Raw genomic sequence first — 12,576 nt, 5'->3', positions numbered from 1 at the left:
CCACTGACTCCGCTAGTGTGTGGGTCTCGCAGGAGTTCTGTCAGCAATGGCCTCGACGATTTTGGAGATGCGCGGCATCACCAAGACCTTTCCCGGCGTCAAGGCGCTGTCCAACGTCAATCTTAGCGTTCGAGAAGGCGAAATCCACGCCGTCGTCGGCGAAAACGGTGCCGGCAAATCGACGTTGATGAAGGTGCTTTCGGGGGTTTATCCGTCCGGCACCTATGACGGCGACATTGTTTATCGTGGGCAGGATTGCCATTTCAAAGGCATCCACGACAGCGAGCGACAGGGCATCGTGATCATTCACCAGGAACTCGCGCTGGTGCCGATGCTGTCGATTGCTGAAAACATCTTTCTCGGCAACGAGCACGCCAGATATGGCATCATCGACTGGGACGCCAACGAGGCGCGTACGAGCGCCTTGCTGAAGAAGGTGGGACTGAGCGAGGACCCAAAGACGCTGATCACGAATATCGGCGTCGGCAAACAGCAACTCGTCGAAATCGCCAAGGCGCTGAGCAAGGAAGTCCGGCTGCTGATCCTCGACGAACCAACCGCCAGCCTGTCCGAGAAGGACAGCCAGGCGCTGCTTGACCTGCTGTTGGAGTTCAAGCGCCAGGGCCTCACCTCCATCCTCATCTCTCACAAGTTGAATGAGGTGAGCCGGGTTGCCGACAACGTTACGATCATCCGCGACGGGCAGACCATCGAGACACTCGCCAAGCAGGATATCAGTGAAGACCGCATCATAACCTCGATGGTGGGGCGTGCTCTTGACGACCGTTACCCGCCGCGCGAGCCAGAGATCGGCGAGGTCGTCTTCGAGGTGAAAAACTGGTCGGTCTATCACCCCATCCATGCAGAGCGGCAGGTCATCAAGGGCATCGGAATCAACGTTCGTCAGGGCGAGGTGGTAGGCATTGCGGGCTTGATGGGCGCGGGGCGCACGGAATTTGCCATGAGCCTGTTCGGACGTTCCTATGGCCGGCACATCACCGGCGAGGTTCAGTTCAAAGGCAAGCCGATCGACACTTCGACGGTGGGCAGGGCGGTCGAGCACGGCATTGCCTATGTCACCGAGGACCGCAAGACCTACGGCCTCAATCTGATCGACCACATCAAGCATAACGTCACGCTGGCCAATCTCGGTGGCGTGTCGCGATACGGCGTGATCGACGATTTGCGCGAACTTGCCGCCGCCAACGACTATCGCGGCAAGACCAATATCCGGGCATCGAGCGTCTACCAGATGACCGGCAATCTTTCGGGCGGCAACCAGCAGAAAGTGGTGTTGTCGAAATGGCTTTTCGCCAACCCGGAAGTGCTGATCCTCGATGAGCCTACCCGCGGCATCGACGTTGGCGCAAAGTACGAGATCTATACGATCATTGCGCGGCTCGCGTCGGAGGGTAAGTCAATCATCGTCATCTCGTCGGAAATGCCCGAACTGCTGGGAATTACCGACCGCATCTATGTGATGAACGAAGGCCGCATCGTGGGTGAAATGGCGGCTTCAGACGCGAGCCAGGAAAAGATCATGCGCGCCATCGTTCGGGGAGAAGGAAAAGCATCATGAGCACCGATACCACCCCCGCCCCGCAGACCGGTGTCGCCGAAAGCGTTCAGCAAAGGCCCCGCGTGGCCGTCTCGGCGCTGGTTACCAATTTGCGCGACTACGGCCTTGTACTCGCGCTGATCGCCATCATGATCTTCTTCCAGTTCACCACCTCGGGAACGCTTTTCAAGCCGGTGAACCTGAGCAACCTGGTGCAGCAGAACAGCTTCATTATCGTCATGGCGCTGGGCATGCTTTTGGTGATCGTGTCCGGCCACATCGATCTCAGCGTTGGCTCTGTTGCCGGTTTCATTGGCGCCCTCGCCGCCATGATGATGGTGATCTGGCCGCTCGGCTTCCTCAGCAATCCCCTCGTGGTATCGATCGTCTGCCTGATCATCGGCGGCGCCATAGGTGCTGCGCAGGGCTATTGGGTCGCCTATCACCGAATACCAAGTTTCATCGTCACTCTGGCGGGCATGCTGATGTTTCGCGGCATGTGCCAGGCGCTGCTGGGAGGCGGTTCGTCCGTCGGGCCGCTTCCAGACGGTTTCAAGGCGCTGAGCTCGGGCTTCATTCCCGACGTGATCGGAACGTGGACCATCGTTGCGCCAACCGTGAATGCCGCCGGCAAGACCATCGTCGGTAGCGGTCTCAGCCTGCACATGACCACCATCGTCATCGGCGTCATCGGTGTGTTGGCCTACGCCTATTTCGGCATCAAGGCGCGTCGCACGCGCGAGCGCCATGGATACCATGCCGAGCCCTTCGTTCTGTTCACGATCAAGACGCTGGTGATCAGCGCGCTCGTCTTGTTCCTCGTCTACCAGTTCGCGACCTACAGAGGCCTGCCGATCGTCCTGATGGTCATGGCATTGCTGATTGCATTGTTCGTCTTCGTCACCAAACGCATGACGATCGGTCGCCGCATCTATGCCATGGGCGGCAATGCAAAGGCTGCGCAATTGTCCGGCATCAACACCGAACGGCTGACCCTTATCGTCTTCATCAACATGGGCGTCCTGTCGGCGCTCGGCGGGCTGATCATCGCAGCGCGTCTCGGACAGGCAGTGCCGGCCGCAGGTCTCGGCAGCGAACTCGACGTCATCGCTGCCGTGTTCATCGGCGGTGCGTCGGCCATGGGGGGCGTCGGTCAGGTGATCGGCGCCGTGGTCGGCGGGTTCATCATGGGTGTGATGAACAACGGCATGTCGATCATGGGCGTCAATGTCGACTGGCAGCAGGTGGTGAAGGGCCTTGTGCTGCTCGGCGCCGTGGTCTTCGACGTCTACAACAAGAACAAGGCATAGCAGGCAGGAAGAAGCCGCCACAATTGTTGATCCGGCCAAGCGGGCAAACACGCTTCAAACGGCGGAAATCAGGTTTTGAAGACATCCCGCGGCCCGGTTCGATTGGGCGGCGAGAGGGAGAATTTCGCGCGTGAGAACCGCGGTGACCGCATGGGGACGCCGCAAGCGAGGAGGTTGAGCAATGCTGATTTCACAGATTGTCGACGGGTCCGATATGATCCAGGTCGTTGCACGCTTTGACGGCGCCACAAGGATCTTGAACGGCGCCAAGAGCGTTTACTCCCTGGCGCTGGAAGCTGCCCGGACCGGCATGTCGCTTGCCGCGCTGATCGAACGCAAGGGGTTTGGCAAGACCGTCGATCTGGAAGCCGCCTATCGGCAAGGACGCCTGATCTCTCCGATCAATCATCCTGACGATGCGCACCTGCATCTGACGGGCACCGGTCTGACGCATCTCGGTTCCGCCTCGGCGCGCGACGCCATGCACAAGAAGCTGAGCGCCGACGGCGAGGAGACGTTGACCGATTCCATGAAGATGTTCCGTCTCGGTCTGGAAAACGGCAAACCCAAGGACGGCACGGTGGGAGTGCAGCCTGAATGGTTCTACAAGGGCAACGGCACCATGGCGGTCGCGCCGGGCGCTCCTCTTGTTTCGCCGCATTTCGCGAAGGACGGAGGCGAGGAGCCCGAGATCGCAGGTGTCTATGTCATCGGCGATGACGGCACGCCTTTGCGTGTCGGTTTCGCCCTCTCCAACGAGTTCTCCGACCATGTCACCGAACGGATGAACTACCTGTATCTGGCGCACTCGAAGCTTCGCAACGCTTCCTACGGACCGGAAATCCTCGTGGGCGAGCTTCCCGCCGATATTCGCGGCACGTCCCGCATCGTTCGCGCTGGCAAGACGCTTTGGGAAAAGCCCTTCCTCTCGGGAGAGGCTAACATGTCCCACAGCATTGCCAACCTCGAACATCACCATTTTAAATACGCCGTGTTCCGTCAGCCCGGCGATGTGCACATCCATATGTTCGGCACCGCGACACTCTCCTTCGCCGATGGTATCAAAGCCGAGGCGGGCGACGTGTTCGAGATCAGTTCGCCTGATTTCGGGCTGCCGTTACGCAATCCGTTGAAGATCGGGGCGCCCGAGACGGTCGTGGTCAAGGCGCTCTGACAGGCTACATCGCCGTTTCACGGCAGCCCAAGCCGCCGACCGGGCTGTGACTACTCCAATTGGGACAAGAACCAAGAATAATGGGCAGCCACGTCTCCGCTTCTGGTATTTCTGCTGTGCGTGGCATTAGTCTCATGTATTCTGATGCAGCCAGCAAGCAACTTAACCAGAAAAATGGATTTTAACGTCCTCTCCGGTCACGGTTATCTCCTCATCGGTGGCCTTATCCTGGTCGGGGCAGGGCTCCTCATCATATCGCTCATCTTCAATATTCGTGTGGCGCACAGCGTGCGCCAGGATGCGCGTCATCAGGAAAAGCTGCTGGAATATTACCGCAACACCTTTTCCCAGTTGGGCGTGATCCTGATTGGTATCGGAGTTTCCCTGTTCATTTTCTTTTTCCAACAGAACTATCAGGATCACCGCAGACGCGAAGCCGAGATGCAGCAGGTGCTCGCCAAAATGGCGCTTCGCATCGCTCGCGGCTCGACGGTGGTCGAATCCCTCAACGAATTTGACGAATTGCTTGATGAGGGCGGACCTTACGTCGATCCGGCAAACGGTGGAGCGAACCGTGCGGTCAGCGTGCGCGGAGCAGAATTCGCGGCGCAAGTTGCCAAATTGCTACTCGTGGAGCGCGATGTCGACGTCCAGGAGTTCGAGACCATGAACATATCCCGCGATTTTGAATCGTCGTTCGTCGTCAACGAACTCGATCCGACCCTGTGGTTCAACATCGTCAGGGATGAAAGTGAAATCAGATATGCGACGACCCAGCTTGCCCTGGACTACAAGGATCTTCACGCCGCGATTGGCGATGCGCCGCTTGCCGCTGCGATCGCCAATCCCGAAAAGGAACAAAGGATCAAGCAGGAAGTGCTGGACATCTTTTACGACGCTGATCTCCTGCGGCAGCGCGGCCGGCGGCTTCTTGGCCGCGCGTGCTGGTTCTTCAGCAAGGGACCTGACTTTATCGCGCTTGAACCGGCTGATGAGATTGAAGCGGATGCCGCCTCACACCAGGAGTGGCTCGATCGGTCCAGACCGTTCCTTGCACAATCAGCATCCGGGAGCGGGGATTGCTTCAAATTGCTTCGTTACGGCTGAATTCGAGCGAACGAGCGCAACCTGCCTTGCCGGCGACTGGCCCTCTGATATGACACTGCTCGTGCAGAAACGGTGAGTACCATGCCCCCATCCATCACACCCATCAGGATCGGAATTGTTGGCGTAGGGAAAATCGTCCGCGACCAACATCTGCCGGCTTTGGCCAAGGATCCAAGCTATCGTCTTGTCGCTGCGGCCAGCCGTCACGAAAAGGTCGATGGCATCCCCAACTACCCATCAATTAAGGCGATGCTCGAAGACGTTGCAGAGATCGAGGCCGTTTCGCTCTGCATGCCCCCGCAGTTCCGCTTCGACGCGGCGCGGGCAGCGCTCGAAGCCGGCAAGCACGTCTTCCTCGAAAAACCGCCGGGCGCCACGGTCAGCGAAGTCGAGCATTTGAAGGAACTTGCTGCGGAACGAGGCGTGTCTCTCTTCGCCAGTTGGCACTCGCGCTACGCGCCCGCGGTCGAGTTCGCTAGAACCTTCCTGACCTCGACCACTATCAGATCGGTCGCAATCAATTGGAAGGAAGACGTGCGCCGCTGGCATCCCAACCAGGAATGGATTTGGCAACCCGGCGGCTTTGGCGTTTTCGATCCCGGCATCAACGCACTATCGATCGCCACGCACATTCTTCCGAAAATGTTCATCACCGCCGCAACGCTCGATTTCCCGGAAAATCGCCACGCGCCCATTGCCGCGCAAATCGCCTTCAGAACGCTGGACGGCATCCCGGTGACGGCGGATTTCGACTGGCGTCAGACCGGTCCGCAAAGCTGGGATATCCTTGCCGATACCGAAGCCGGATCCATGCTGCTTTCCGGCGGCGGCGCGAAACTGGCAATCGACGGCCAAATCGTTCACGACGAACCGGAAGCCGAATATCCCATGCTTTACCAACGGTTCGCCGAGATCTTGCGCACTGGCACGCTGGATGTCGACGTTGCCCCGCTTCAGCATGTCGCCGACGCCTTTATGCTGGGCAAGCGCAACGTGGTCGAGGCGTTTTACGACTGATTTCACCCGTCCGAATATGCAGGCGGCCAGCCTGCTACATGCCGATCCAGTGCCGCAGACTGGCTCAGGCCCACTCGGCGCCCCACTCCTGCACCATGTGATTGCGGCCAACCTGGTTGAACGCACGAACGGGCGCCTGATAGTCCACCGCGCGAACAGGGCTCTTCAGTTCGTCGTTGACCAGCCGCCTCTTGCCGACGCGCAGGCTCGGATCGGGGATCGGCACCGCCGAAAGTAGCCGCCTGGTGTAGGGGTGCTGCGGATTGCCGAACACGTCGGCACGCGATCCAATCTCGACGATCTCGCCGAGATACATCACCGCGACGCGGTGGCTGATCCGTTCCACCACGGCCATGTCGTGCGAGATGAACAGGAAAGCCAGCTTCAACCTCTCCTGTAGATCGAGCATCAGATTGATCACCTGCGCCTTGATCGAGACATCGAGCGCAGACACCGCCTCATCGGCAACGATGAGTTCAGGTCCCAGCGACAAGGCCCGGGCGATGGAGATGCGCTGGCGCTGGCCGCCGGAAAACTCGTGCGGATAGCGATCATAGACATCGGCACTGAGACCGACGCTCTTCAGAAGCTCGCCAACGCGTTCGCGCGCACGTTTCGGTGTTTCCGTCGCATGGGCAATCATCGGCTCGGCGATGCTTTCGCCGATGCGCATGCGCGGATTGAGGCTGGCATAGGGATCCTGGAAGATCATCTGCATGCGTTTGCGGGTGTCGCGGAAAGAGGATTTGCCAGTCCTGAGGATGTCTTCCCCGGCAAGGTGGATCGACCCGCTTGTCGGCTCGGTCAATCGCACGATGGAACGGCCGGTCGTCGACTTGCCGCAACCGGATTCACCGACGAGCGCCAGGGTCTCGCCGGGCTGGATACTGAACGAAACATTCTCCACCGCATGAACACGTCCGGTCAGGCCGCGCAGGACACCCTTACGGATGTCGAAGTACTTGGTGAGGTTCTTCACCTCGAGGATCGGCCGGGCCGCGTCGACCGTATCGATGCCGGCCGCCGGTTCGGCTGCAATGCCGGTTTCCTGGTCGACGACCGGGAAACGCAGGGGGCGAGATTTGCCCGTCATCGAACCGAGCTTGGGCACAGCGGAGAGAAGCGAGCGGGTATAATTGTGCCGGGGATTGGCGAAGATCGCAGCGGTGTCGCCGCTTTCGACGATTTCGCCCTGCAGCATGACGATGGTCCGGTCGGCAATCTCGGCCACAACACCCATGTCGTGCGTGATGAACAGAACGGCCATGTCCTCTTCTTCCTGCAAGTCGCGGATGAGTTCGAGGATCTGGGCCTGGATGGTGACATCGAGCGCCGTGGTCGGCTCGTCGGCAATCAGCAGCTTGGGCTTGCAGGCAAGCGCCATGGCGATCATCACGCGCTGGCGCATGCCGCCGGAAAGCCGATGCGGATAGTCGTGGAACCGGGTTGTGGCCGACGGGATGCGAACGCGCTCCAGCAGGCGGATGACTTCCGCTTCGGCCTCGGCGCTGCTCATGTTGCGGTGACACATCAACGCTTCGGCAATCTGGAAACCAATGGTCAGGCTCGGGTTGAGGCTGGTCATTGGCTCCTGAAAGATCATGGCAATGTCATTGCCGCGCACGCTGCGCATATCCTTTTCGGGAAGGTCGAGGAGCGACTTGCCGGCGAGCGAAATGCTGCCTTCGACCTTGCTGTTGCCGCCTGGCAGAAGCCGCATGATCGACAGCGCGGTCATGCTTTTGCCGGAGCCGGATTCGCCAACGATTGCCACCGTCGTTTTGGGCGCAACATCGAAAGAGATGTCGCGAACGACCGGTGTCCACGCCCCATTGTTGTGGAATGACGTGCGCAGGTTCGTCACGGACAGGATGGGTTGCTTCATGGGTTGTTCCAAGCTCAGGTAATCACGCTGATGAGGAAACGCAGGCAGACCGCCAGCAGGAATATGCCGAAAGCCTTCTCCAGACGGGATTTCGACAGGGCGTGCGCAAGCCTCACCCCGAAAGGTGCTGCCACGACGCTGGTCGGAATGAAGAGGATGAAACCGAGGAGCGAAACGTAGCCGAGCGCCAGCGGCGGCTGCAGCGCGATGACATCTGGAAACTCGGCGGCACGCGGCCAGCCGGCGTAGATATAGCCAAGCGCGCCCGGTATCGAAATCAATATGCCGAGGCCCGACGACGTCGCGACGGCTTGATGAATGGGGCGGCCGTAGAAGGTCATGAAAAGATTGGAGAGCTGGCCGCCGCCAATGCCCATCAGGGATGACAGCACTCCGATGAGCACGCCGTAGGATTTCATGATCCAGCCCGCGGGCAGATCATCGGCCAAGCGCCATTTGTCGTTTCCAAACAGCAGGCGGATAGCGGAAATACCCGCGACAACCACAAACACGATCTTGAAGAGGTCCGCCGGCGCGTAGCGTGCGATGATGCTGCCGAGCACCACGCCGGCAACAACCGGTATGGCCCATTTTTTCAGGATGGACATATCGACCGCTCCCTTGGCGCGGTGCGCATAAAAAGAGCGCAGCGAAGTCGGGACGATGATCGCCAGAGACGTACCGATGCAAAGCGGCATGCGCACTTCTTCCGGCACCTCCATGAAGCGGAAGAGCTCATAAAGAATGGGGACTGCGACCGCTCCGCCGCCGACGCCGAACAGGCCGGCCAGGACACCGGTGATCGCGCCTGCTGCCAGCAGTCCCAGAACCAGCCATGACAATTCGAAGACAGGAATTCCGAACATGTTTCAGCGTCCGATTGCGTAGGCTTGCATCAAGCGCGGCGTTGCTGCCGCACGCAGGATACCGTCCGGCTCCCGCTCGGCTGCCGTCAGGCGCCCTACAGACCATTGGGGAACGATTTCGACATCATGGCCACGCGCCTTGAGCGTCTCGATCGTCTCGTGTCCAAAACTCTCCTCGACGACGAGTCGGCCCGGTACCGCCTCACGCGGATAGAAGGACGATGGAAAATGCATGGTGTGAAACAGCGGCAGGTCGATGCCTTCCTGCAGGTTCAAGCCGTGATGCACCCGGCGCAGGAACAACGCCAACTGCCACTGGTCCTGCTGGTCGCCTCCCGGCGTGCCGAACACCATGCGCGGCTTTCCTTCGAACAGCGCCAGTGACGGAGTCAACGTCGTGCGCGGCCGCTTGCGCGGCGCCATGCTGGTAGGCAGTCCCGGCTCCAGCCAGAACATCTGCGCGCGTGTGTTGAGCGCAAACCCAAGCTCGGGAACAACCGGAGAGGATTGCAGCCATCCGCCGGAAGGCGTGGCCGAAATCATGTTGCCCCAGCGATCGATGACGTCGATATGGACGGTGTCTCCACGCTTTTCAGTGCGCAGATGCGCCATCGTCGGCTCGCCCGCACCTGGCGCTGCATTGCCGCTCGCACCGGTGTAACGCACTTGCGACATGGCCGTCTTGAGCTGGGCCTCGAAACCGGGAACCGTTCCGGGCCGCAGCTCCAACGAAGCGTTTACGCCGATCAATGCCCGCCGCTGCGCTGCGTAGGCGTCCGAAAGCAGTGTCTCAAGCGGAACGTCAATGAAGTTCGGGTCGCCGTAATAGACCTCACGATCCGCGAAGGCGAGCTTCATGGCTTCCGTAACCGTGTGGATTAAGTCGGCACCATCCGGCTTCATGGCGGCGACATCCAGTTCCTTCAAAAGCGCCAGCGTTTGCAGGAACACCGGTCCCTGTCCCCAGGGTCCGGTCTTGGCAACCCTCCAGCCATGATAGTCATAGGTCAGCGGCGTTTCATATGTGGCGCTCCAGCGCGCCATGTCGTCACCGGTCAAAAGCCCCTTGTGACGTCGCCCGCTGGTGTCCATTGCTTCGGTCTCGCGGCAGAAACGGTCGATCGCTTCAGCCACGAAACCACGGTAGAAAGCATCGCGTGCCTTGTCGATCGCAGCCTCGCGATTGCCACCCGCCGCTTCGGCCTCGTCGACGATACGCTGATAGGTGTCGGCAAGAACCGGATTGCAGAAAAGCTTCTTTGCTTCCGGCGCTTTGCCGCCGGGAAGCCAGGTCGCGGACGAGGTCGGCCACTCCTTGGCGAAGAATTCGGCGTTGTCCTTGATGGTGTTGGCGACACGCGGCAGGAGCGGATGACCATGACGGGCATAGTGTATTGCCGGCTCCATCACGTCGCGCAGTTTCATCGAGCCGTGGTCGCGCAAAAGAAGCATCCACGCATCGAATGCCCCGGGAACGACCGTGGCCAGAAGGCCCGAGCCCGGCACCAGGTCTAGGCCCAGTGCCTTGTATGCATCGAGGGTTGCGGCTTCCGGTGTAACGCCTTGGCCACAAAGCACCTCGGTCTTTCCGCTGCGGGCCGAGTGCAAGATGATTGGAACTTCGCCGGACGGGCCGACCAGATGAGGCTCCACCACCTGCAGGACGAAACCGGCCGCCACGGCGGCGTCGAAGGCATTGCCGCCACGTTCCAACATCGCCATTCCGGCCGCCGAGGCAAGCCAATGCGTCGAGGTCACGACACCGAAAGTGCCCAGAATTTCAGGTCTGGTGGTAAACATGCTTGTCGTTCCTGCTATCTGCTAATGCTTAGTATTCGCGCGGGTCGATGGCATCGCGCAGGCCGTCACCCAGAAGGTTGAAGCCCAGCACGGCGAGGAAGATCGCCGCTCCCGGCCACAGCGACATCCATGGCGCCTGCGAGATGAAGTTCTTGGCCGTGTTCAGCATCGAACCCCAGGACGGGTTGGGTGGCTGTTGGCCGAGGCCGAGGAAGGAAAGGCTTGCCTCGGCGATAATGGCGGCGGCGATCGTCAGCGTTGCCTGCACGATGATCGGCGGGATGGAATTGGGCAGGATGTAGCGCAGAATGATGCGCGGGTGCCGCAGGCCGATGACCTGCGCTGCCTCGACATACTCCTCCGCTTTCACCGAAAGCACCTGGCCCCTGGTCAGGCGCGCAAAGATCGGCGCTGCCGAAAGGCCAATGGCGATCATGGCGTTGGTCAGGCTGGCGCCGAGGAAGGCTGCCAAGGAAATTGCGAGGATCAGGAAGGGAATGGCCAGCATGGCGTCGATCAGGCGCGAAATGACGCTGTCGATCCAGCCGCCGAAATAACCGGCCAGAAGGCCGAACGGCACGCCGACAATCACGGCAATCACCACGGATATGCCGCCGGCCATCAGCGATGCGCGCGCGCCGTAGATCATACGGGAGAACAGATCGCGCCCCAGTTCGTCGGTGCCGAGCCAGAATTGCGCCGAAGGCGGTTTGCGCACCGTCGTGAAGCTGGTCTGAAACGGATCATAGGGTGCAATCAGCGGCGCAAAGACGGCGATCAGTACAAACAGGCCGACAATGACAGCGCCTGCGACCGCTGCCTTGTTGCGGGTGAACTTCGACAGCTGACGGCCGAAAGGGCTTTTGTGGGTGGAGGCGAGGGCAGTCATGCCGCATCTCTCAGGCGCGGATTGACGACGATGTAGAGGAGGTCTGCGACGAGGTTCATGAGAATGAACCCGACGGCCGTGCACAGCACGACGCCTTGAACCACCGCATAGTCACGGGTGAAGACGGCATCGACGATCAGCTTGCCGAAGCCTGGAATGGTGAAAATCTGCTCGGTCAGCACTGCACCCGCAAGCAATTCGCCAAACAGCAGCGTGGAAAGCGTGATGATCGGCACCAGGGCGTTCTTCAATGCGTGGCGCAGGATGACGGTCTTTTCGTTCAACCCCTTTGCGCGCGCGGTCCGGACATAGTCGGAGCGCAGAACGCCCAGCATTGCCGAGCGCGTGTGGCGCATCAGAACGCCCGCCAACCCGGTGCCCAGAACGAAGGCCGGCATGAACATGGTGCGCAGGTTCTGGCCGATATCCTCGAGGGGCGAGGTGTAGCCGGACGCCGGCAGCAATTGCCATTGCACGGAGACCAGCAGAATGAGCATCAGGCCGAGCCAGAAATTGGGAATGGACAGCCCCGACAGCGCCACGACGTTGATGGCATAGTCGGTGGTCGTTCCCTTTCGTATCGCTGAAACGATGCCGGCGGGCACGCCGATCATGAATGCGACGATCATGGCGAAGGCCGCCAGCTGGATCGTTACCGGCAGCTTCTGGACAATAAGGCTGAGCACCGGCTGCTCAGTGCGCAGAGAGATGCCGAGGTCGCCCCGAACGATCTGCCCGAGCCAGGCCACATATTGGACCGGGATCGGGTCGTTGAGACGATACTTCTCCTGCAGATAGGCGATCGTTGCCGGATCGCGATCCTCGCCCGCCATCGTCAGGATGGGGTCGCCGGGCAAAAGTTTCTGCATGCCGAACACCAGCATGGAGACGAGCAGCAACGTAGGCAGGACTACCAGGCATCGTCTGAGAACGATCGCGATCATGGCAAAAGCACTTTGAAACCGGAGCG

The 12,576-nt window shown here is 60.2% G+C and carries 10 protein-coding genes; 5 read left to right on the top strand and 5 right to left on the bottom strand.

Annotation, left to right across the window (positions count from 1 at the left end; translation table 11 throughout):
- The first annotated feature begins 46 nt into the window (after positions 1–46).
- The 5 genes from mmsA to F3H98_RS03225 all read left to right on the top strand — a co-directional run bounded on the left by mmsA (position 47) and on the right by F3H98_RS03225 (position 6,166).
- Positions 47–1,579: a multiple monosaccharide ABC transporter ATP-binding protein gene (mmsA, locus tag F3H98_RS03245; protein ID WP_149758182.1), complete on the top strand. Its 1,533-nt coding sequence runs from the start codon at positions 47–49 to the stop codon at positions 1,577–1,579.
- A complete protein-coding gene (gene mmsB / locus F3H98_RS03240; protein WP_149758180.1) occupies positions 1,576–2,868 on the top strand; it encodes a multiple monosaccharide ABC transporter permease in 1,293 nt (430 codons plus the stop codon). The genes mmsA and mmsB overlap by 4 nt, the downstream gene beginning before the upstream one ends.
- A 181-nt stretch (positions 2,869–3,049) precedes the next feature.
- On the top strand, positions 3,050–4,042 hold the full coding sequence (araD1, locus tag F3H98_RS03235) for an AraD1 family protein (RefSeq protein ID WP_149758178.1): 993 nt from the start codon (positions 3,050–3,052) through the stop codon (positions 4,040–4,042).
- Between the two features lie 174 nt (positions 4,043–4,216).
- Positions 4,217–5,149, top strand: a complete 933-nt coding sequence (locus F3H98_RS03230; RefSeq protein ID WP_149758176.1) for a hypothetical protein — start codon at positions 4,217–4,219, stop codon at positions 5,147–5,149.
- A 93-nt stretch (positions 5,150–5,242) separates the two neighbouring features.
- Positions 5,243–6,166: a Gfo/Idh/MocA family protein gene (locus tag F3H98_RS03225; protein WP_188130315.1), complete on the top strand. Its 924-nt coding sequence runs from the start codon at positions 5,243–5,245 to the stop codon at positions 6,164–6,166.
- A gap of 64 nt (positions 6,167–6,230) precedes the next feature.
- Here F3H98_RS03225 and F3H98_RS03220 read toward each other — a convergent pair whose 3' ends face one another.
- Genes F3H98_RS03220 through F3H98_RS03200 form a run of 5 tightly spaced genes read right to left on the bottom strand, consistent with a single transcriptional unit; the run spans position 6,231 to position 12,550 of the window.
- Complete coding sequence (locus F3H98_RS03220) at positions 6,231–8,051, bottom strand: ABC transporter ATP-binding protein (RefSeq protein WP_149758172.1); 1,821 nt, start codon at positions 8,049–8,051, stop codon at positions 6,231–6,233.
- Between the two features lie 14 nt (positions 8,052–8,065).
- Positions 8,066–8,917, bottom strand: a complete 852-nt coding sequence (locus F3H98_RS03215; protein ID WP_149758171.1) for a sulfite exporter TauE/SafE family protein — start codon at positions 8,915–8,917, stop codon at positions 8,066–8,068.
- 3 nt (positions 8,918–8,920) lie between these two features.
- Entirely contained in the window at positions 8,921–10,717 is a 1,797-nt protein-coding gene (locus tag F3H98_RS03210; protein WP_149758169.1) for a gamma-glutamyltransferase family protein, read from the bottom strand.
- A 28-nt stretch (positions 10,718–10,745) separates the two neighbouring features.
- Complete coding sequence (locus tag F3H98_RS03205) at positions 10,746–11,606, bottom strand: ABC transporter permease (RefSeq protein WP_149758167.1); 861 nt, start codon at positions 11,604–11,606, stop codon at positions 10,746–10,748.
- Complete coding sequence (locus F3H98_RS03200; protein WP_149758164.1) at positions 11,603–12,550, bottom strand: ABC transporter permease; 948 nt, start codon at positions 12,548–12,550, stop codon at positions 11,603–11,605. Before F3H98_RS03200 ends, F3H98_RS03205 begins: the two co-directional genes overlap by 4 nt.
- Positions 12,551–12,576: the final 26 nt, after the last annotated feature.

It is taken from the genome of Neomesorhizobium albiziae (assembly GCF_900114255.1).
Classification (GTDB): domain Bacteria; phylum Pseudomonadota; class Alphaproteobacteria; order Rhizobiales; family Rhizobiaceae; genus Neomesorhizobium; species Neomesorhizobium albiziae.
Note: the sequence above shows the minus strand (reverse complement) of the source record. Positions and strands in the feature narration are given on the sequence as shown.

Coding starts and splice junctions, on each gene's coding strand:
- mmsA (WP_149758182.1), top strand. CDS start 47: ATGGCCTCGACGATTTTGGAGATGCGCGGCATCACCAAGACCTTTCCC.
- mmsB (WP_149758180.1), top strand. CDS start 1,576: ATGAGCACCGATACCACCCCCGCCCCGCAGACCGGTGTCGCCGAAAGC.
- araD1 (WP_149758178.1), top strand. CDS start 3,050: ATGCTGATTTCACAGATTGTCGACGGGTCCGATATGATCCAGGTCGTT.
- F3H98_RS03230 (WP_149758176.1), top strand. CDS start 4,217: ATGGATTTTAACGTCCTCTCCGGTCACGGTTATCTCCTCATCGGTGGC.
- F3H98_RS03220 (WP_149758172.1), bottom strand. CDS start 8,051: ATGAAGCAACCCATCCTGTCCGTGACGAACCTGCGCACGTCATTCCAC.
- F3H98_RS03215 (WP_149758171.1), bottom strand. CDS start 8,917: ATGTTCGGAATTCCTGTCTTCGAATTGTCATGGCTGGTTCTGGGACTG.
- F3H98_RS03210 (WP_149758169.1), bottom strand. CDS start 10,717: ATGTTTACCACCAGACCTGAAATTCTGGGCACTTTCGGTGTCGTGACC.
- F3H98_RS03205 (WP_149758167.1), bottom strand. CDS start 11,606: ATGACTGCCCTCGCCTCCACCCACAAAAGCCCTTTCGGCCGTCAGCTG.
- F3H98_RS03200 (WP_149758164.1), bottom strand. CDS start 12,550: ATGATCGCGATCGTTCTCAGACGATGCCTGGTAGTCCTGCCTACGTTG.